A 20,248-nucleotide genomic window follows, 5' to 3' on the forward strand; every position below is an offset into this window, starting at 1 on the left:
GGTTGGAGCACTAGTACGGCCAGTGGGTGGCGCCGGGGTCCAGTGAGAGGAGGCGGGCGGTGATCGCGGTGGTGGGGCCGGGTTCGATGATGGCGAGGGCGTCGGCGGCGGCGGCGCCGCGGAGCATGGCGGAGCCGGCGTGGCCGACCGGTACGGCGCCTTCGGGGGTGACGCGGACGGGGACGAGGCGGGTGCTGGTCGGGTGGCCGGCGAGTCCGCCGGGGATAGGGGCCACGGGCAACGTCGGGAGCGGGAGGCCGCGCATCCGGTGCAGCGCGGCGACGCCGAGGGTGAGGAACGCGGTGAGCGCGGCGAACGGGTTCCCTGGCAGGCCGATCACCAGTCGCCCGTCGTCGAAGCGGGCCAGTGCCTGCGGATGCCCGGGCCGGCAGGCGACGCCGTCGATCACCAGTTCGGCGCCTAGTGCGGTCAAGCCTGCTCGCAGGTGATCCGCTGGTCCGGAGGCCGAGGATCCCGACACCAGGATCACGTCGGCGTCGCACTTGGCCAGTGCGTCGATCAACGCCGATCGCGAGTCCGGAAGCTGCGTGACCGCCGTACAGGTCGCGCCCGCACGCTCGATCAGCCCGGGCAGCATCGGGCCGATCGCATCCCGCACCCGACCGGGCCCGGAGGCTCCGCGCTGGACCAGCTCGTCACCGGTGACGAACGCCGCCACCCGAGGCTGAGGGATCACCGTCAGCCGATCGAGCCCGAGCGCAGCAGCCAACCCCAGCACCGAAGGATCGACCCGAACACCGGCGGGGAGCAAGACCTCGCCCGCAACACACTCCTCACCAGCCCGCCGAATATGCTGGCCAGGAACAACATTTCCCAGAACTTCAGCTCCAGTACGAACAGCTAGTTCGTCCTGCAACACGCCAGTCGTCCCGGTCGGAACGGATGCCCCGGTGACGATGGCGTAGGCCTCCCCTGGAGCCAGGTTCGGCAGGTCCAAGGAGCCGGCCAGGATCGTGCCGAGTACTTGCCAAGGGCCCTCACCGGCGACGGCGTAGCCGTCCATTGCCGAGCGGTCGACCGGGGGCACGGCAGCGGGCGCCACCAAGGGCGTTGCGAGCGTCGTACCGTCGGCCGCGGACAGCGGCAGCGACCTCGGCACCAAAGCGGCGGCTGCCGCGTGGGCCAGGTCTCGGGCGACGTCCCAGGGAAGCGCCGCCGCCGCGTGCCGGTGGTCGGGTCTCGGCACTACTGGGCCTTCAGTTGCTGGGCAGCCAGGGCCGCGACCGGGTCCAGGTCCGCACCGCCCGCATCGAGGTGCGAGACCAGCGCTGCCTTCATCCGTGGGTCCCACACCGCCTTAATATGCGTGGCGATCGACGTCGCCGCGACGTCGGCCGGCTTGTGCGCGAACTGACGCGCGATCTCGTTGGCCAGCCTGACGTGCGGCGGCAGTGTGGTCGCGCTCATCAGTGGCCCACCGCAACAGTCTCGCGAGCAGCCGTGGACGGCTCGACGACCAGATCGACCTGGACCGCGGTCACCTTGTACTCCGGGCAGTTCGTCGCCCAGTCGGAGTTGTCGGTGGTGATCACGTTCGCGCCCGTCACCGGGTGGTGGAACGTCGTGTAGCAGACCCCGACCGGGATCCGCTCCGACAGCTTCGCGCGCAGCGTGGTCCGGCCGACCCGGCTGGCCAGCGACACCGTGTCGCCGTCGGAGATGCCCCGGACCTCCGCGTCGTGCGGGTGCAGCTCGAGGATGTCCTCGGGGTGCCACACGACGTTCGCCGTACGACGGGTCTGCGCACCCACGTTGTACTGCGACAGGATCCGCCCCGTGGTCAGGATCAGCGGGTACTTGCGCGTCGACCGCTCGGTGGTGGGCACGTACATAGTCTCCATGAACCGCCCCTTGCCCCGCGTGAACTCCTCCTCGTGCATCACCGGCGTACCGTCCGGGTGTTCGAGGTTGCACGGCCACTGGATCGACCCGGCCTCGTCCAGCCGGTCGAACGAGACGCCCATGAAGGTCGGGGTGGTGAGCGCGATCTCGTCCATGATCTGGCTGGACGAGTCGTAGTGCATCGGGTAGCCCATCGCCTGCGACAGCTCGCAGATGATCTCCCACTCCTGCTTGCCGGTCTGCGGCGCCATCACCGGGCGGACCCGGTTGATCCGCCGCTCGGCGTTGGTGAACGTGCCGTCCTTCTCCAGGAACGACGTGCCCGGCAGCAGCACGTGCGCGAACTTCGCCGTCTCGTTGACGAACAGATCCTGTACGACGAGCAGGTCGAGCGCGCCGAGCGCCGCGAACACGTGCGCCGTGTTCGGGTCGGACTGCGCGATGTCCTCGCCCTGCACGAACAGCGCCTTGAACGACCCGTCGATCGCGGAGTCGAACATGTTCGGGATCCGCAGGCCCGGCTCGTTCAGCAACGGCGTACCCCAGAGCTGCTCGTAGACGTCGCGAGCGCCGTCGTCGGAGACGTGCCGGTAGCCCGGCAGCTCGTGCGGGAACGAGCCCATGTCGCAGGAGCCCTGCACGTTGTTCTGGCCGCGCAGCGGGTTCACGCCGACGCCGGACCGGCCGATGTTGCCGGTCGCCATCGCCAGGTTCGCCATCGCCATCACGGTCGTGGAGCCCTGGCTGTGCTCGGTGACGCCGAGGCCGTAGTAGATCGCGCCGTTGCCACCGGTCGCGTACAGCCGCGCCGCGGCGCGGACCTCGGTCGCCGGTACGCCGGTGATCTCCTCGACCGCCTCCGGACTGTGCTCCGGCCCGGCGATGAACGTCTCCCACTCCTCGAAGCCCTCGCACCGGGCGTCGACGAACGCGCGGTCGACCAGGCCCTCGGTCACGACCACGTGCCCGATCGCGTTCACGATCGCGACGTTGGTACCCGGCGCGAGCGCCAGGTGGTGGGCGGCCTCGATGTGCGGCGAGCGGACCAGGTCGGTACGGCGCGGGTCGACCACGATCAGCTCGGCGCCCTGGCGCAGCCGCTTCTTCATCCGGGAGCCGAACACCGGGTGGGCGTCGGTCGGGTTCGCGCCGATCACCAGGATCACGTCGGCGTCGTCGACGGACTTGAAGTCCTGGGTCCCGGCCGACTCGCCGAAGGTCTGCTTCAGTCCGTACCCGGTGGGCGAGTGGCAGACCCGCGCGCAGGTGTCGACGTTGTTGTTGCCGAAGACCGCGCGGACCATCTTCTGGACGACGTACACCTCTTCGTTCGTGGTCCGCGACGAGGTGATGCCGCCGATCGAGCCCTGTCCGTACTCGGCCTGGATCTCGCGCAGCCGGCGCGCGGTGAAGCCGATCGCCTCCTCCCAGGAGACCTTGCGCCACTCGTCCTCGATCGAGTCGCGGACCATCGGCTCCATCACCCGGTCCGGATGGTTGGCGTACCCGAAGGCGAACCGGCCCTTCACGCAGGAGTGGCCCTCGTTGGCGCCGCCGTCCTTGTACGGGACCATCCGGACCAGCTCGTCGCCGCGCAGCTCGGCCTTGAACGAGCAGCCGACCCCGCAGTACGCGCAGGTGGTGATCACCGAGCGGGTCGGCATGCCGAGCTCGATCACCGACTTCTCCTGCAGCGTCGCGGTCGGGCAGGCCTGCACGCAGGCACCGCAGGAGACGCAGTCGGACTCCATGAAGGAGACGCCGGCGCCGGCCGCGACCTTGGAGTCGAAACCGCGGCCCTCGATGGTCAGCGCGATCGTGCCCTGCACCTCGTCACAGGCGCGAACGCAGCGCGAGCACGCGATGCACTTGGACGCCTCGAAGTCGAAGTACGGGTTGGAGGTGTCGGTCGGCAGGTCCATGTGGTTCGCACCGGCGTCCACACCCGAGCCGTACCGGACCTCACGCAGGCCGGTCACGCCGGCCATGTCCTGCAGCTCGCAGTCGCCGTTGGCCGAGCAGGTCAGGCAGTCGAGTGGGTGGTCGGAGATGTACAGCTCCATCACGCCGCGGCGCAGCTTGCCGAGCTTCTCGTTCTGGGTCCGGACCACCATGCCCGGTCCGACCGGCGTCGTGCAGGAGGCCGGCGTACCGCGGGCGCCGTCGATCTCGACGACACACAGCCGGCAGGAGCCGAACGCCTCCAGGTTGTCGGTGGCGCACAGCTTCGGGATGTCGACGCCGGCCTGCTTGGCGGCGCGCATCACCGACGTACCGGGTGGGACGGTGACGGCGATGCCGTCGACGGTCAGCTCGACGGTCGCCTCGCCCTTGCGGGCCGGCGTACCGAAGTCGGGTTCCTTGAGCAGGGTCATGCGTGGAAGTCCTCTCCGAAGTGGCGGACAGCACTGCGTACCGGCAGTGGAGTGAGTCCGCCCATCGCGCACAGCGAACCGTCGGTCATCAGGTCACACAGGTCGTCCAGTACGACGAGGTTCTTGCGCCGGTCGTCGCCGGCGACGATCCGGTCGATGGTCTCCACGCCACGGACCGCGCCGACCCGGCAGGGCGTGCACTTGCCGCACGACTCCTCCGCGCAGAACTCGAACGCGAACCGGGCCATCGCGGCCATGTCCACCGACTCGTCGAACACCACGATGCCGCCGTGGCCGACCATCGCACCGGCGGCGGCGAACGCCTCGTAGTCCATCGGCAGGTCGAACTGACCGACCGGGAGGTAGGCCCCCAGTGGCCCACCGACCTGGACGGCGCGGACCGGCCGGCCGGAGGCGCTGCCGCCGCCGAGGTCGTTGACCAGCTCGCCGAGGGTGATCCCGAACGCGGTCTCGACGACGCCGCCGCGGGCCACGTTCCCCCCGAGCTGGAACACGCTGGTCCCGAGCGACCGGCCGACGCCGTACGCCGCGTACGCCGCCGCGCCGTTCGCCAGGATCGTCGGGATCGTTGCCAGCGACAACACGTTGTTGACCACGGTCGGCTGGCCGAAAAGCCCTTCCAGGGCAGGGATCGGGGGCTTGGCCCGGACCATCCCGCGCTTGCCCTCGAGGCTCTCCAGCATCGAGGTCTCCTCGCCGCAGATGTACGCGCCCGCGCCGACCCGGACCTGCAGGTCGAAGGTGAGCCCCGAGCCGAGGATGTTCTCGCCGAGCCAGCCGTTGTCGCGGCACGTCACGATCGCCGCGTTCAGCGCCTCGACGGCGTCGGGGTACTCCGAGCGCAGGTACACGTAGCCCTCGGTCGCGCCCACGGCGTACGCGGCGATCGTCATGCCCTCGATCAGCACGAACGGGTCGCCCTCGATCAGCATCCGGTCGGCGAACGTGCCGGAGTCGCCCTCGTCGGCGTTGCAGCAGACGAACTTGAGGCCGGACTCGGCGCCGAGCACCGTGCGCCACTTGATCCCGGTCGGGAACCCGGCGCCGCCACGGCCGCGCAGACCCGAGTCGACCACCTCTTCGACGATCTCGGCCGGCGTCATCGTCAGGGCCTTCTTCAGACCGGCGAAGCCTTCGGCGGCGGTGTAGTCGTCGACCGAGCGCGGGTCGACGACGCCCACGCGCGCGAAGGTCAGCCGCTGCTGCCGCTTCATCCACGGCAGTTCCTCGACCAGTCCGAGGTACGCGCCTTCGCTCCGGGCGCCACCCGTCAGCATCCCGGCGGCCACCAGACCGTCGATGTCCTCGGGAGCGACCGGGCCGTAGCCGACGCGTCCTTCGGAGGTCTCCACCTCGATCATCGGTTCCAGCCAGAGCATGCCGCGCGAACCGTTGCGGACGATCTCGACCTCGGCGTTCGCCGTCCGGGCGGCCGCGGTGATCCGCTCGGCGACCTCGTCGGCACCGACCGACCTCGCCGCCATGTCACGCGGTACGAAAACCTTCGTCATCGTGCCTCCCCCAGGATCGCGTCGAGGCGGGCCGCGGTGACCCGGCCGTGGACCTTGTCACCGACCTGTACGGCGGGGCCGAGCGCGCAGTTGCCGAGGCAGAACACCTCGTCGACGGTCAGGCGGCCGTCGTACGTCGTCTCACCGAAGCCGAGCCCGGTGGTGCGCTTGGCGTGGTCGGCCAGCTCGACACCGCCGACGGACCGGCAGGCCTCGGCCTGGCAGATCCGCACGGTGGTCCGTCCGCCGGGCTCGCGCCGGAAGTCGCGGTAGAAGGTGACGACGCCGTGCACCTCGGCGACCGACAGGTTGAGCACGTCGGCGATCACCGGTACGTCGGTCTGGCTGACCCAGCCGAACTCCTCCTGCACGGCATGCAGGATCGGCATCAGCGCGCCCCGCAGTCTGCGGCGCTCGGTCGCGATCTCGCGGACGCGGTGCGGACGCCCGGGATCGGGCGCGGGGACGGAATCCGTGACTGGCATCGTCATACACCAACGGTCCCGGTCGCGACGCCTGCGGTCAAAGCAATGCTGGCTATGACCTGATAGGCCGCGACTATCAATATCCAGTATGCACGGCCGCCCGCCTAGGCGGTGACCACCAGCCCGGTGACGTACATGATCACCACACCGGCGGTCAGTCCGGCGACGCCGGCCGGGTCGAGGATCTTGCCGGCCTGGTTGCGCAGCGCGGGGGCGAGCTGGACGATCACCTGCACGATCGCGCCGACGCCGACACCGAACAGTAGGGCGGAGATCCCCGCGTTGTCGACGGCGACGCCGACCACCGCGCCCAGGATCGCCGGTCCGCCGGCCACCAGCCCGAGCCCGGCCAGCCGGCCGACCGACGGCCGTTGCTGGGCCAGCGGCGCCACGACGGCGAGCCCCTCGGTGGTGTTGTGCAGCGCGAAACCCACCACCAGTGCGGCGCCGAGCGCGAGCTCGCCCACGGCGTACGCCGATCCGATCGCCAGGCCTTCGCCGAGGTTGTGCAGGCCGATGCCGACGGCAACCATCAGCGCCAGGCGGCCACCGTTGGGCCGGTCCGGATCGGCCGCTGCGGACCGGCGCCGCTGCAGCCCGCCGACGGCGGTGAGGGCCAGGAACGCCAGGCCGGCGCCGAGGAAGACGAGCAGCGAGCCGCCGAACGCGCCACCGGACTCCGCGGCCAGCTCGAGCCCCTCCAGCGCGGCGTCGACGGCCAGGAACGCGAGCAGGCCGACGGTCAGCGCGAGCAGGATCCGGACGACCGTCGGTCCGCTGCGCCGCAGAACGGGCAGGAGCGCCATCCCGAGCACCACCGGAATGATGCCGACGTACGTGCCGAGCAGAGCCATCAGCGCCAGGACGCCGCCTCCGGCCGGTGGGGTCTCCACGGCCGCGCCGATCTCGTGCTCGATCACGGCGCCGGTCGAGGTGAGCATCGAGACCAGGTAGGGCTGGCCTTCCTGCCACGGGTAGTCGATCCGCAGGGTCTGGCTCGACAACCGGGGCAGCGGTTCGGTGGCTCCGGTGAAGGCGACGTACGCGTCGTTGACGAAGATCTGCCCGATCCGGACCGGATCGGCGCCGGTGTTGCGGACGGTCAGCTCGATGGTGCTGGGCGACAGCACGGTCCGCTCGATTGCGAGCTGCTCGGCCGGTGGACCGGTGCGTTCGGGCAGGCTCTGGCTGGCCAGCAGCAGGAGCAGCCCGAGCACCACGACGATTCCCGCGAAGGAGGCGCAGGCCAGCAACCAGGTCGGCAGCCGGAGGGAGCGCGTCGTACTCACTCGACCACCTCGAAGAATCCCATCCAGCCGAGGTCGGCGAACTCGGTCTTGTGGGCGTGGAACATGTACTTGCCCAGGTGCGGGAACCTCAGCTCGCAGATCCCCCGCTGCCCCTGCGCCTGGACCACGGTGTCGGTGTACTCGCTCGGCTCCAGCCGGGTGCCGGTCGGGTAGTAGTCGAAGAAGTTCGCGTGCAGGTGGAAGCTGTTGATCGGGTCGTACTCCAGCATGTTGCCCAGGTAGATCCGGACCAGCTCGCCGCGACGGACCCGGACGGGGGTGTGCATGTAGTGGAACGGGATGCCGTTGACGGCGTACAGCTGGTTGCCTTCGGCATCGAAGGTGGTGTTGTAGCCGTGCATCAGCATCACCAGCTCGTCGGCCTTGGGCCGGGGCTGCGGCGGATCGACGACGAACATCCCGTACATCCCGCGCGCGATGTGCTCGGCCAGCGGCCCGACGTGGCAGTGGTACAGGTGTACGCCGAACGGTTCGGCGTCGAACTCGTAGACGAAGTCGCCGCCGGGCTCGATCACGCCGCGGCCGATCCCGGGCACGCCGTCCATCTCGGCCGGGTGGATGCCGTGGAAGTGCATCGTGTGCGGGTGGGCGGAGGCGTTCACGAACCGGACCTTGAGCCGGTCGCCGGCCCGGCACCGCAGGGTCGGGCCGGGCACCCGGCCGTTGAACGTCCAGGCCGGGAAGCGGACTCCGGGCGCGACCTCGATCTCGCGGTCGGAGGCGACGATCTCCCACTCGCGCAGGACCTGGCCGCCGGGCAGCGCCGACACCTTGCCGTAGTCGAAGTCCCGCAGGATCTCGCTGGGGTCGAACCCGTTCGCGGCGTGGTCGACCACGCCACGGAAGACCGGGCCGTTGACTCCGCCGCCGTGCGGCATCGCCTGACCGTGATCGGCGTGCGCCCCGTGGTCCGGCGCCGCCGGACCCTCGGTCAGCCGCCGGGCCGGGATCGCGCCGAGCGCGACGCCGGCCCCGCCGAGCAGCAAGCGGCGCCGGGACGGGGGACTCATCGGACGACCTCGCCGTGCACGGCGTCGGTCAGCACCGGCCCGAGCGGATGACGGTCGCCGGCGACCTCCACCCACAGCGGACCGCCGAAGGGCTCCCGCGACAGCACCTCGAGGACGACGCCCGGCCGGATTCCTCGTTCGGCCAGGAAGCGCAGCGCCTCGCTGTCGTCGTCGGCCACGCGCTCGACCCGGAACGTGTGGTTCGGCGGGATGTCGGTCAGCGGAGAGTTCCACCGCTCGACGTGCGGACCGGACCGCGGCGGAATCGGGTCACCGTGCGGATCACGCTCCGGATGGCCGAGGACCGCGTCGATCCGGTCCTCGATCCGTTGGCTGATCGCGTGCTCGAGGGCGTCGGCCTCGGCATGCACCTCGTCCCAGGACAGACCGAGCACCTGGGCCAGGAACGTTTCGACCAGCCGGTGCCGCCGGGTCACCTCGACGGCGTGCTGCTCGCCGTGCCGCGTCAGCCGGGCGCGGTGGCCCGGCGTACGGACCACCAGGCCGCCGGACTCCAGCCTCTTCAGCATCGCGGACACCGTCGGCGGTGCCACCTCCAGCTGGGCGGCCAGGCCGGAGGTCGTGACCGGGGCTCCACGGCCTTCGAGCTTGAAGATCACCCGCAGGTAGTCCTCGACCGCCGCCGTCCGTGGCATGCAGCAGTCATCGGGCCGCTTCTCGCGTTGAGCTGTCACACCCTGAGATTAGACAAGGCTAACGCTGGAGTCTATAGCTGGCTCAGGCAGGACTGTGATCCGTAGATCGCGTGCGTCCGCTGCTCGGCGAAAGCCCAGTAGCGGTCCCCGAAGGACCAGTGCCACCACTCGGTCGGGTAGTTCACCAGACCCGCCGCGGTCAGTACGTCGGCCAGCAGCGCGCGATTGGTCCGGGCCTCCCGGCTGATGTTGGCCGCGTCGAAGAAGCACGCGCCGCTCGACTGCTCGGGCGTCGCGTCGATCGGCGTCCCCAGGTCGAACGGGCCGTGCTCGCCGACCAGCGTCAGGTCGACCGCGGCACCGGCGACGTGCGGTGCGACCTCGACCGGTGAGACGAACCGGCTGGCCAGCACGTGCGCCTCGGCGTCGGTAATCCCCGGGTTGAGCTCGACGAGCTCGGCGCGGTAGCCGTCGTAGATCTCCTGCTGGATCGTCAGTTCCCGCAGGCCTTCGACGACGTACAGGCGGACGCCGGTCGGGAGGAAGCTGTCCGCGATCGCGAGCCGGTCCGCGAGTCCCTCCCGGACGAGCACGCGGTCGCGCGCGGACACGCCCCGGCTGTAGAGGTCGACCAGCGGTTCGCCGCTCTCGATCACCGGGATCCGGGTGATCCGCGCGTCACTCAGCAGTACGGGCACGCGCGGTCTCCAGCAGGTTCTGCACGACGTCGGCGTAGGTCATCCCGGCGGCCGCCCACATCCGCGGGAACTGCGACGCGGGGGTGAAACCGGGGAAGGTGTTGATCTCGTTCACCACCGGGCCGCCGCCGGCCGGGACGAAGAAGTCGACCCGGGCGAGTCCCGCGCAGCCGAGCGTCTCGAACACCTCGATCGCCGTACGGCGCAAGGTCGCGGCCAGCTCGGCGTCCAGCGGAGCCGGTACGACGAACTGCTCGCCGGCGCACTTGGAGTACTTGGCCAGAGTCGTGAAGAACGGCTGGTCCGGGTCGCTGTGGATCTCCAGCGCCGGCCCGGCGTCGACCCGGCCGTCGGGGAACTGCATCACGGCCAGGTCGATCTCGCGGCCGCGCATCTCCTGCTCGACCAGGACCTGGGCGCCGTCGACCACGGCCGCCGCGGCGACCGCCTCGGTCAGCGCGGCCGCGTCGGTGACGCGGGTGACTCCGTAGCTGGAACCACCGTTGTTCGGCTTCACGAAGACGGGGAAGTCGATCCCGGCCGCCTTCAGCTGCTGGTGCGCGGCCTCGGGGTCGTCGAGGTCGGCGCCGCTGAGCGTGATGCCGGGGCTCACGGGCAGACCGTGGGCTTTGAGGATCGTTTTGGTGAGGTGCTTGTCCAGGCCGACCGCGCTCGCCGCGACGCCGCTGCCGACGTACGGGACCTTCAGTTGCTGGAGGAATCCCTGGATGACGCCGTCCTCGCCGCCTTCGCCGTGCAGGGCCGGTACGGCGACGTCGGCGTCCTGGAGCAGCGCGATCGCCTCGTGCTGCCCGTCGCGCCAGCTGCCGTCGGGCTCGATCACCAGCTCGATGACCGTGTGCCCGAGCTCGGCGGCCGCCGCGGCGACCCCCGCGCCGCTGGCCAGCGACACCTCGTGCTCGGGGCTCGCGCCGCCCATGATCACTGCGACCTTCACCGGGTTGCCTCCTCGTAACGACGCGGCACCCGGGACCCGAGGCCGGTGTAGATCTCGTGCGGAATGGTTCCGGCCCACTGCGCCCACTCGGCAGCGGTCGGCTCGCCCTGGTCGCCGGGGCCGAAGACGATGACGGGCTCCCCGGGCTCGACCGGGAGGTCCCCGGCGTCGACCACGAACTGGTCCATCGCGATCCGCCCACGGATCGGCATCCGCACGCCACGGATCAGAACCTGTGCGGTGGTTGCCGTCCTGGGAATGCCATCGGCGTACCCCAAAGGAACAAGAACGATGGTCGTGTCCGTCGGCGTGACGTAGTCGTGGTTGTACGAGACGCCTTCTCCTGCTCGGATCCGGCGAACCTGCGCCACCTTGGTGCTGAGCCGCATGGCCGGCCGGAGACCGCTGTTCAGCTCGTCGATCCCGTACAGCCCGGCGCCGATCCGGACCAGGTTGCAGTCCGGGGCGTCGAGCGTGAGCGCCCCCGCGGAGTTCGCCAGGTGGACGACGGACGGGTCGAGTCCCGCGCGCCGGGCCAGGGCGATCCCGGCGCGCAGGAGCTCGAGCTGACGACGGCTGTGCGTCGCGTCGGGCTCGTCCCCGTGTGACAGGTGCGACCAGACGCCCCGGACCTTCACCGCGCCGAGCGCCTCGTAGTGCGCGGCCGCGCGGGTCAGCTCGATCCACTGGTCCGGCGTACTGCCTCCTCGGTGCAGACCGGTGTCCAGCTTGAGGTGTACGTGGTGCACGCTGGGCGCGGACACCACCTGCTGCAGCTCGGCGACGGTCGCCACGCTCACATCGACGTCGGACAACCACATCAGCTCGGTCGCGTCGTACAGCCAGGCGAGGATCGGTACGGTCAGGCCGGCCGCGCGCAGCTCCAGCGCCTCGTCGGCCCGGGCGACCCCGAGCCAGGTCGCGCCGGCCTCGACGGCAGCCTTGGCGATCTGGACGGCGCCGTGGCCGAAGCCGTTCGCCTTCACGACGGCCATGATCTCGGTGCCGGACCGCAGCTCTCTTCGGTAGTGACCGACGTTCGCCTTGACCGCGCCGAGGTCGATCGTCGCCTCCGCCAGACCGAAACAGGCACGGGCCGGGCTCTGGACCAGGTTCATGACGATCATTGTTGTTTCTGGCAACGAGCAGCACATCGGATCGAAGTCGGAGGTTGCCACCTTCCGGACTACGACCCTGGTAGCACACCAGACCAAACCGAGCCATCCCAAAGGACGAGAAGGATGGCCGTTCGGCCGGTGTCATCGGTCCTTGGTCGTTGATCGCGCCGCTAGGGTTGTCAGGTGGAGGCCACCGATCACCTGCGCGACTCGCTCACCGCCGCGGTCGCGCTGGCGAACACCTTCGGCGGCGAGTTCGCCCAGGGCCGGGTGCGGCCGCCGGGAGACGCGGCCGGAGTCGAGGCTTCACTTCGGCTGACCACTCGTTTGGTCCCGGAGATCGACCTCCCGGTCTTCGCGGCCGGCGGGCGCGACCTGTACGGCGTACTGCGGCTGCTCGTCGACGGCGACGTGGATGCCGCCGCCGAGGGCGTGAACGCGTTGCTCGAGAGCACGCGTGCTGTGCCCCGGATGGTGCTCGACGACCACGAGCTGTGGCACCTGCACTTCGCCGGCCCGGGAGTGTCAGCCGCGACCGGGTGGCTGGCCGAGTTCGCGACGGCTGTCGCCATGGTGGTCGGGAGCCGCGTGTCCCGGTTGCGCGAGTGTGGGGCGGACCGGTGCGACACCCTGTTCCTGGACACGACGCGGAGCAGGACGCAGCGGTTCTGCTCGACGGCGTGCCAGAACAGGACGAAGGTCGCCGCCCATCGCGCTAGGCAGCCTTAGCCGTTAGCATCGTTGCCTGAGGCACCCATCCCAGCTGGCGGTAGAGGGCGGCGCCTTCGACGGTGGCCATCAGGAGGCCGGTGCTCGCGCCGCGGTCGAGGGCTCGTCGGGCGAGGGTGCCCATCACCACGGTGCCGAGGCCCTGGCGTCGGTACGCCGGGCTGGTGTGGATGTCGTGCATCACCGCGTCGTCGTCGCCGACGACGGCCATCATGCCGCGCGCGGCTTCCTCGCCGTCGGCGCTGTCGCGCCAGGCGGGGACGCAGACCCGCTCCAGCGGCCCCTCCGTCGTGGTCAGCACCTGGTGCTGTGTGGTCGGCATCGGGTGCTGGCGGAGGTCGATCGTCATCAGCAGTTTGCGTTCGTCGAAGAGTTCGAGGCCGGCGGAGCGGAGTTCGGTGGCTGCTTCGTCGGCCTGGTGCGTGGTGACGGTGAGCCAGGTCGGGCGCGGTGCGTGCAGGACCTCGGCGATCAGCGGGGCGGGCGTCGTACCGGGGAGGGCGAAGAGTTCGCGGTCGCGATGGGGGAGGCCGAGGGTGACGTCGAGCGCGATGCGGCGGTCGAGGGCCGGCGGCAGGCCGCGGCACAGTCCCCAGCCGTACTGCCAGCGGCGGAGCAGATCATCCATGGGTAACTGTCTATCACGGTGTAGTCAGTTACGGCCAGGGTTTCAGCTGCCGAGGACGAAGGTCTGGATGGCGATCACGGCGGCGCCGCGGGCCCACTCGTCGAAGCTGGCGTCGAGCAGCACGATCGGGGGATCGACCGACTCCGGGTGCCGGTCGAGGTGCAGGCCTTCGAGCAGCGCGTCGTGGGCGACGTCGACCAGCCGCACGCCCTCGCCGCCGAGCACGACGCGGTCGGGCAGGGTGAAGTTGGCGGCGGTCGCGACCAGGCGGCCGAGGGCGAAACCGGCGCGGTCGACGACGTGGCGGGCGGCGGGGTCGCCTTTGATCGCGAGGTCCAGGCACTCGTCGTACGTGACCTCGTGGCCGAGTGCTTCGCCGACCTGGGTGACGACGGCCTCGGTGGTGAGCAGGGTGGTGGCGCAGCCGATGTGGCCACGTTCGCAGCGGGGGCCGTCGGGGAGCAGTGGGTGATGGCCGATCAGCCCGAGGCTGGACTCCGGGCTGTCGACGATCTTGCCGTGCACGACCAGGCCGTAGCCGATGCCGGCGCCGATGGTGATCAGGCTGAACCGCGCCGCGCCGCGGCCCGCGCCGAACCAGTGTGTCGCCTCGGTCAACGCGGTGAGGTCGTTGGCGACGACCACGGGGACGTCGGTGTGCGCGCTCATCAGTTGGCCGAGCGGTACGTCGTACCAGTTGAGGAAGGAGCCGGAACGGACCTTGCTCTTGCCGACGACCTGTCCGCCGAGCGAGATCCCGAGGCCGCTCAGCTCGCCGTCCCGGTGCGCGGCCAGCGTCTTGGTCAGCTCGGCCACCGTCGCCGCGACGGCCGTCGGACCGTGATCAGGCAACGGTAGCTCGGCCGAGGCGATCACCTCGGCCCGCAGGGTCGTCAGTACGCCGACCGCCTGGTCGCCGGTCAGCTTGATCCCCACGAAGTGATGGGCCGACGGCACGATGTCCAGCGGCTGCGAAGGGCGCCCCACCCGCGGATCCGTTGGCCCGCCTGCTACCTCGACCAGCAGCCCCGACTCGAGCATCGGCTTGGTGATCCGCGTCAGACTCCCCGGCGACAACCCCACCCGCCGCGACAACTCCGCCCGCGACAACGGCCCGTCCAGCAAGATCTCCAACGCGACCCGGTGCGCCGGCCCCGCCAACGGCTGCCACCCACCCGCCACCGAACTCCCCGTCCGCCGATTTCCACTTGCGACGCAGAATACGCAATCCCCACCACGGACGACCGGACCAGCATCCAGCAGCCGAGCGAAGCGAAGGTTCCGGGGCAAGCTGCCGCTCACCCGGGCGGGCGAGCCAAGCGAGGGCCCCCACCGCGGGCGGCCTGCCCGGCGTCCTGGCTAGTGGGGGAGTTTGCGGGTGTCGATCAGCTGCTGGGCGACGTCGCGGAGTTTGGTGTTGGTGTCCTGCGAGTAGCGCTTGAGGATGGCGAAGGCCCGGTCGCCGTCGACGTCGAAGCGTTCCATCAGGATGCCCATCGCCTGGCCGACGAGTTTGCGGGCGTCGACCGCCTGCGCCATCGTCTCCTCGTGCCGGGCGGTGGCGACGGCGATGGAGGCGTGCCGGGCGAGGATCTGGGCGATCGCCTCGTCGTCGGGGCCGAAGGCGTCGGGCCGAGGGCTGTAGAGACCCAGTACGCCGACCGACGCCGAGCTGCCGCCGCCGGTGGTGAGGGGAACGTCGAGCACCGAGCGGACGCCGAGCTGGGCGACCTTGGCGGCCCACCGGGGCCAGCGGGTGTCGGTGGTCGTGTCGCGGATCAGCACGTTCGTGTGCTCACGCAACGCGGTGACCAGCGGGCCGTCCTCGTCGTCGATCTGCAGGTCGTACACCTCGGCGACCACCGGATCGGTGACCGCCGCGATCTCCGGCCGGGAACCCCGCCGGTGCAGCGCGATCCCGGCGTACGTGCAGTTCAGGGCCTGCAGCGCGAACTGGACGACCGCGTCGATCGTCTCCTCGACCCCGGGCGCGTCGTGCAGCTCGATCGCCAGCCGGGCGAACGCGTCGGCCGACGTCGGCACGGCGGGGTCGAACTCGGCCATCCGGGCTCCAGACATGAGTCATCGTCAGGGCACCCCGAGGCTGGAGTGTTCCTCAGTGCACATCATGCAGGCAGAACCCGTGGAACCGGTAGCTGGTTCCACGTCAAGTATTCGTGCGGGTTCGGAGGTGCCAGAGCATCGTCAGCTGATGGACAGATAGCGCTGGGCGAGGTCGTGGCACGCCGTGCGGAGGGCGGCGGGCTCGACCTCGGTCAGCGGGGTGTCGAAAGTGGCGAGGATTCCGGCGACGCCCGCCCAGGACCAGGCGCCGAGGGTCAGCCGGCAACGCTCAGGACCGAGGTGGTCGACGACCGAGCCGCCCGGCGCCCAGCGTGCGACGACCTGCGCGGGCAGGGCGAGTACGGCGTACCCCGTGCAGGGCCAGTCAGCCGCGTGGTCGCCGCGGTCATGGCTGCTGGTGACGAACTCGGTGAGGTCTTCGCCCGGGAGAACGCGCGGGCCGAACGGCGTGGTGGTGGGGCGCGGGTGCAGGCGGTCGATGCGGTGAACGCGCCAGCGGCTCACGGTGAGGTCGTACGCGACGACGTACCAGCGGCCGGCCCAGACGACGAGGTGGTGCGGTTCGAGGCGGTGGACCGGAGCGAAGTCCGGGCGGGTGCCGTCCGGGTGGAGGAACTCCGCGAGCAGGAGGTGGCGGAAGCGGACGGCGGTGCCGATCACGCTGAGAGCGGCCGAGTCGATCGGTGGCGCGGGGAACTCCCAGTAGTTCTGCAGGCGGGTCAGTCGCAGGGACTCCATCGCCGCGCGCAGAGTCAGCGGCATCGCCTGGGTGACGGTGGCGAGCGCCCGTGCGGTGTCGTCCTGCAGTCCGTACGTCGTACTCGGCGCAGTTTGCAGGGCGACCGCGACCGCCAGCGCTTGCTCGTGATCGAACAGCAGCGGCGGCAGAGTGTGCCCGGTCCCCAGCAGGTAGCCGCCGTCCGGTGTCGCCCTTTGGGACAGCCTGACTGGAGTAGTGGCCACTCGGTGGCCACAGGCGATGGCACCGTCGGGGTATGCGAATCATTGTGGTGGGTGGAGGAATCGGTGGGCTGGCCCTGGGCGCCGGCTTGCGTCGGGCCGGGCACGAGGTGGTGGTGTACGACCGGGACACCGACGCGGCGGCGACGGGTGGGTATCAGATCACGCTCGACGAGCAGGCCCAGACGGCACTGTCCGGTCTGGTCGGGCCCGAGGTCATGCGCCGGTTGCGCGCGTCGGCCTCAGCGCTGTGCAGGCGGGAGCGGGACACGTTGTGGGACCGCCGCGGCCGGGTGATCGGCTACGGGCCGGAGTTGCGCGACAGCGTGAGTCTCGACGTCGATCGAATCACGTTGCGGCTGCTGCTGGCCGAGGCTGTTGGTGCCGATCTGCGTCTTGGCCACACCGTCGCCGGTCTCGACAAGGATGGTGTTCGGGTCCGGTTCGCCGACGGTACGTCGGACTCGGCGGACCTGATCGTCGGTGCTGACGGGGCCCACTCGGTCGTCGCCCAAGAGCTGGCCGGCGCGCGGACCAACCAGCCGGCCGGGCTCATCGGCTTCTGCGGGCGAACCCGGCGCGCCGACCTGAGCGCAGGCGAGCAGGAGCGGCTCGGGCTGCGGTCGTCGATGGGCGTCGGACCACACGGTGCCGCGCTGTACGTCGGCTACCTAGACCCGGTCGGGTTCGCCGTCCTGAACGAACCCGAGCTGCGGATGTCGGTCACCACCGGACCGACGTACATCTGGGGTGCCATGTTCCCCGAGTCCAGCCGGACCGCTGCGCTGCGGGATCTTCGCGGTCGCGAACTGCAGACCGCGCTGGCCGGTCGCTTCCGCGAGCACCACTGGTCGGAGCAGACGCTGGAGGTGATCGCCCGGTCCGATCCGGCGAGCGTGGCGGCCTTCCGGTTCAACGCCGCCTCCACCCGGGCCGCGGACCTGGCGCCCTGGCGGGCCGGCCGGATCACCGCGCTGGGCGACGCCGTTCATGCCACTCCGCCGACCGCCGGGATGGGCGCGGGCACGGCCATCCGGGACGCCGCCGACCTCGTCCAGCAGCTCGCCGGCGACAACCTTCTCGACGCCGTCGCGGCGTACGAGAGCGGTCTGCGCGAGCGCGGTGCCGAAGTACTCACCCTGGCCATGAAGACCGTTCGTCTCATCTTGGCGACCGACACCCCTCTCGGCGCGGCCGCGACCAGCGCGGTCACTCCCTTGCTGGCTGCGGCGACCAGGCTTCGCCGCTGACGCGGGGAGCGCGCGGGGGGAAGAGCTACAAGCCCAGCTCGGTCAATCCCGGGTGGTCGTCGGGGCGTGGGCCGGGGGCGTCCCAGTGGAAGAGCCGGTCGGCCTCGGTGATCAGCTGGTCGTTGATGCTGGCCTTGCGGACCCGCATCAGGCCGTGCTCGTCGAACTCCCAGTTCTCGTTGCCGTGCGAGCGGTACCACTGGCCCGCGGCGTCGCGGCACTCGTACACGAACCGCACGGCGATCCGGTCCGCGGTGTAGGACCACAGCTCCTTGATCAGCCGGTAGTCCAGCTCGCGCTCCCACTTCTGGGCCAGGAACGCGACCACCTCGGCGCGACCGGTGACGAAGGTGTCGCGGTTCCGCCAGGTGGTGTCCTCGCTGTAGGCCAGCGAGACCGCCTCCGGGTCGCGGCCGTTCCAGCCGTTCTCGGCGGCGCGCACCTTCTGGATCGCGGTCGCCTCCGTGAACGGCGGCAGTGGCGGACGATCGGTCATCGCGAACTCTCCTCGGATCGACGGACACCCTCCGGAGTACTGTATACAGCCTAGTTCGCCCGCCGTGGTTCCGGATGCGATGCTGACCTTCGTGGAGTCCAACGCCGTACGACGGTCGCCCGGGCAGGGGGACTGATGTCCGATTTCACCTCACGGCTGACCGGGCGCTCGGGCTGGACCCGCGGGGTCGCGGCGCCGATGCGGTCGTTCCTGCGGACCGAGGCGGGCAGCTCCGGCGTGCTCGCGGCGGCGATCGTGCTCGCGCTGCTCTGGGCGAACCTGATGCCCGACTCGTACACGAGCTTCTGGCACACCGACTTCTCGCTGAAGCTCGGCGAGGAGGAGCTCAGCCTCGACCTGCGCGAGTGGATCAACAGCGGGCTGATGACGCTGTTCTTCCTCGTCGTCGGGCTGGAGGCGCGGCGCGAGTTCGACCTCGGCGACCTGCGCGAGCGGAGCCGGTTCGTGCTGCCGGTCGTCGCCGGCGTCGCGGGGATGCTCCTGCCGGTCCTGGTCTTCGTCGCCTTCAACGCCGGCGGTGAGGGCGCGCACGGCTGGGGTGTCGCGATGTCCACCGACACCGCGCTCGCGCTCGGGCTGCTGGCGCTCGTCGGGCGCGGCGTACCGGACCGGGTCCGGGTGTTCCTGCTGACCGTCTTCGTGGTCGACGACCTGATCGCGCTGCTGGTGATCGCGGTCGTCTACAGCGAGAACATCGCGATGATGCCGTTGCTGGCGGCAATTGTTGCCTTCGGCGTCATCTTCGCGCTGTCGCTGGCCGGCGTCCGGAACCCGTCGTACTACGTGATTCTCGGCATCCTCACCTGGGCGGCGCTGCTGACCTCAGGGGTCGATCCGGTGGTCGCAGGTCTCGCGATCGGGCTGACCGCGCCGGCGTACTCGCCCGGTCGTGACGACCTGGAGCAAGCCAGCGGCCTGTTCCGGTTGTTCCGCGAGCAGCCGACGCCGGAGCTGGCGCGCAGCGCGACCCTCGGGCTGACCTCGACGCTGTCGCCGAACGACCGGCTCCAGCACTTCTACCACCCGTGGACCAGTTACCTGATCGTCCCGCTGTTCGGCCTGGCCAACGCGGGCATCAGCATCGACCTGGACTTCCTGGCCCAGGCCTACACCTCGCCGATCACGCTCGGCATCATCTTCGGGTACACCTTCGGCAAGCCGATCGCGGTCACGGTCAGCTCGTGGGCCTTGGCCCGCTTCACCAAGGGCCGGGTCAGGCCGCTGGTCGGCTGGGTCGGCGTGCTCGGCAGCGGCACGATCGCCGGCATCGGGTTCACCGTGTCGTTGCTGATCGCAACGATCGCGTTCGAGGGCGACGCGCTGGCCGAGGCGAAGGTCGGCCTGCTGTCCACGCTGGTGATCGCCTCGGTGGTGACCTGGACGGTGTTCCGGCTGGCGAAGCTGCTCTCCCCGCCGAAGAAGGCGGCCGCGCTGCTGGGTGACGCCGAGCAGCTGATCGACCTCGTCGACGCCGTCGACCAGCACTGCGACCACGTCCGTGGCCCGGAGGACGCGTCGGTGACGCTGGTCGAGTACGGCGACTTCGAGTGCCCGTACTGCGGGCTCGCGGAGACCGTGGTCCGGGAATTGGTGAAGGACAACGACCTGCGCTACGTCTGGCGGCACCTGCCGCTGACCGACGTCCATCCGCGCGCGCAGATCGCGGCCGAGGTCGCCGAGGCGGCCGCGGCGCAGGGCAAGTTCTGGGAGATGCACGACCTGTTGCTGGCCAACCAGGACAAGCTCCAGCCGGCCGACCTGATGAGCTACGCCCAGCAGCTCGGCCTGGACGACGACCGCCTCCACGACGAGGTCAAGCGCCACGTCGCGGCCGGACGGGTCGCGCGGGACGTCGAGACCGCCGACCTGAGCGGCGTGTCCGGCACCCCGACGTTCTTCATCAACGGGCAGCGGCACTACGGCGCGTACGACATCGAGACGCTGACCAAGGCGATCAAGACCGCCCGCGCCCGGGCAATGGTCGCCGCCCGCAATGGCAGGAATTCGTAGTACGGCGTCGTTTCTGCCACTTTCGACCCCGTACGCCGGTCCGCCACGCTGGTGACTCCATCTC

19 protein-coding genes are annotated in these 20,248 nt (G+C 70.5%); 3 read left to right on the forward strand and 16 right to left on the reverse strand.

Annotation, left to right across the window (positions count from 1 at the left end; all coding sequences use genetic code 11):
* Nucleotides 1–10 precede the first annotated feature (10 nt).
* The 11 genes from HDA39_RS34105 to alr form a co-directional block, all read right to left on the reverse strand.
* Nucleotides 11–1,207 (reverse strand): molybdopterin-binding protein, encoded by a 1,197-nt coding sequence (locus HDA39_RS34105; protein WP_184802269.1) that lies wholly within the window; start codon nucleotides 1,205–1,207, stop codon nucleotides 11–13.
* Nucleotides 1,207–1,428 carry a formate dehydrogenase subunit delta gene (locus HDA39_RS34110; RefSeq protein ID WP_184802271.1) on the reverse strand — a complete coding sequence of 74 codons (222 nt, stop codon included), beginning with the start codon at nucleotides 1,426–1,428 and terminating at the stop codon, nucleotides 1,207–1,209. Before HDA39_RS34110 ends, HDA39_RS34105 begins: the two co-directional genes overlap by 1 nt.
* The gene (fdhF, locus tag HDA39_RS34115; RefSeq protein WP_184802273.1) at nucleotides 1,428–4,238 is read right to left on the reverse strand and encodes a formate dehydrogenase subunit alpha; all 2,811 of its coding nucleotides are present in this window, start codon (nucleotides 4,236–4,238) and stop codon (nucleotides 1,428–1,430) included. Before fdhF ends, HDA39_RS34110 begins: the two co-directional genes overlap by 1 nt.
* Nucleotides 4,235–5,770 (reverse strand): formate dehydrogenase beta subunit, encoded by a 1,536-nt coding sequence (locus HDA39_RS34120; protein WP_184802275.1) that lies wholly within the window; start codon nucleotides 5,768–5,770, stop codon nucleotides 4,235–4,237. Before HDA39_RS34120 ends, fdhF begins: the two co-directional genes overlap by 4 nt.
* A complete protein-coding gene (locus HDA39_RS34125) occupies nucleotides 5,767–6,261 on the reverse strand; it encodes an NADH-quinone oxidoreductase subunit NuoE family protein (protein ID WP_238356214.1) in 495 nt (164 codons plus the stop codon). The genes HDA39_RS34120 and HDA39_RS34125 overlap by 4 nt, the downstream gene beginning before the upstream one ends.
* Nucleotides 6,262–6,359: 98 nt before the next feature.
* The gene (locus HDA39_RS34130; RefSeq protein WP_184802277.1) at nucleotides 6,360–7,544 is read right to left on the reverse strand and encodes a ZIP family metal transporter; all 1,185 of its coding nucleotides are present in this window, start codon (nucleotides 7,542–7,544) and stop codon (nucleotides 6,360–6,362) included.
* A complete protein-coding gene (locus tag HDA39_RS34135; protein ID WP_184802279.1) occupies nucleotides 7,541–8,575 on the reverse strand; it encodes a multicopper oxidase domain-containing protein in 1,035 nt (344 codons plus the stop codon). Before HDA39_RS34135 ends, HDA39_RS34130 begins: the two co-directional genes overlap by 4 nt.
* The gene (locus HDA39_RS34140) at nucleotides 8,572–9,231 is read right to left on the reverse strand and encodes a metal-dependent transcriptional regulator (RefSeq protein ID WP_184802281.1); all 660 of its coding nucleotides are present in this window, start codon (nucleotides 9,229–9,231) and stop codon (nucleotides 8,572–8,574) included. The genes HDA39_RS34135 and HDA39_RS34140 overlap by 4 nt, the downstream gene beginning before the upstream one ends.
* 71 nt (nucleotides 9,232–9,302) lie before the next feature.
* Nucleotides 9,303–9,929: a M15 family metallopeptidase gene (locus tag HDA39_RS41955; RefSeq protein WP_337926015.1), complete on the reverse strand. Its 627-nt coding sequence runs from the start codon at nucleotides 9,927–9,929 to the stop codon at nucleotides 9,303–9,305.
* Entirely contained in the window at nucleotides 9,910–10,887 is a 978-nt protein-coding gene (locus HDA39_RS41960) for a D-alanine--D-alanine ligase (protein WP_202893202.1), read from the reverse strand. Before HDA39_RS41960 ends, HDA39_RS41955 begins: the two co-directional genes overlap by 20 nt.
* Nucleotides 10,884–12,005 carry an alanine racemase gene (gene alr, locus HDA39_RS34150; RefSeq protein WP_184802283.1) on the reverse strand — a complete coding sequence of 374 codons (1,122 nt, stop codon included), beginning with the start codon at nucleotides 12,003–12,005 and terminating at the stop codon, nucleotides 10,884–10,886. Before alr ends, HDA39_RS41960 begins: the two co-directional genes overlap by 4 nt.
* Before the next feature lie 183 nt (nucleotides 12,006–12,188).
* On the opposite strand from alr, the gene HDA39_RS43930 reads away from it, so the two are divergent.
* Nucleotides 12,189–12,734: a CGNR zinc finger domain-containing protein gene (locus HDA39_RS43930; protein WP_184802285.1), complete on the forward strand. Its 546-nt coding sequence runs from the start codon at nucleotides 12,189–12,191 to the stop codon at nucleotides 12,732–12,734.
* Here HDA39_RS43930 and HDA39_RS41965 read toward each other — a convergent pair.
* From HDA39_RS41965 to HDA39_RS34175, 4 genes are all read right to left on the reverse strand, one after another.
* A complete protein-coding gene (locus HDA39_RS41965; RefSeq protein ID WP_202893203.1) occupies nucleotides 12,721–13,362 on the reverse strand; it encodes a GNAT family N-acetyltransferase in 642 nt (213 codons plus the stop codon). The two genes, HDA39_RS43930 and HDA39_RS41965, sit on opposite strands and share 14 nt — an antisense overlap.
* Nucleotides 13,363–13,404: 42 nt before the next feature.
* Complete coding sequence (locus HDA39_RS34165) at nucleotides 13,405–14,496, reverse strand: ROK family transcriptional regulator (protein WP_238356215.1); 1,092 nt, start codon at nucleotides 14,494–14,496, stop codon at nucleotides 13,405–13,407.
* A gap of 225 nt (nucleotides 14,497–14,721) precedes the next feature.
* Nucleotides 14,722–15,426 (reverse strand): GAF and ANTAR domain-containing protein, encoded by a 705-nt coding sequence (locus HDA39_RS34170; RefSeq protein ID WP_184802288.1) that lies wholly within the window; start codon nucleotides 15,424–15,426, stop codon nucleotides 14,722–14,724.
* A 141-nt stretch (nucleotides 15,427–15,567) separates the two neighbouring features.
* A complete protein-coding gene (locus tag HDA39_RS34175; RefSeq protein WP_202893204.1) occupies nucleotides 15,568–16,410 on the reverse strand; it encodes a WYL domain-containing protein in 843 nt (280 codons plus the stop codon).
* A 32-nt stretch (nucleotides 16,411–16,442) separates the two neighbouring features.
* Between HDA39_RS34175 and HDA39_RS34180 the strand changes: the two genes are divergently transcribed.
* The gene (locus HDA39_RS34180) at nucleotides 16,443–17,657 is read left to right on the forward strand and encodes an FAD-dependent oxidoreductase (protein WP_184802290.1); all 1,215 of its coding nucleotides are present in this window, start codon (nucleotides 16,443–16,445) and stop codon (nucleotides 17,655–17,657) included.
* A gap of 25 nt (nucleotides 17,658–17,682) precedes the next feature.
* Here the strand turns inward: HDA39_RS34180 and HDA39_RS34185 are convergent, their stop codons facing one another.
* Nucleotides 17,683–18,153: a nuclear transport factor 2 family protein gene (locus HDA39_RS34185; protein WP_184802292.1), complete on the reverse strand. Its 471-nt coding sequence runs from the start codon at nucleotides 18,151–18,153 to the stop codon at nucleotides 17,683–17,685.
* Between the two features lie 135 nt (nucleotides 18,154–18,288).
* Here HDA39_RS34185 and nhaA point away from each other — a divergent pair, with 135 nt between their 5' ends.
* Nucleotides 18,289–20,184: a Na+/H+ antiporter NhaA gene (gene nhaA, locus HDA39_RS34190; protein ID WP_184802295.1), complete on the forward strand. Its 1,896-nt coding sequence runs from the start codon at nucleotides 18,289–18,291 to the stop codon at nucleotides 20,182–20,184.
* Nucleotides 20,185–20,248: the final 64 nt, after the last annotated feature.

Origin of the sequence: Kribbella italica (assembly GCF_014205135.1) — a bacterium.
Lineage (GTDB): Bacteria > Actinomycetota > Actinomycetes > Propionibacteriales > Kribbellaceae > Kribbella > Kribbella italica.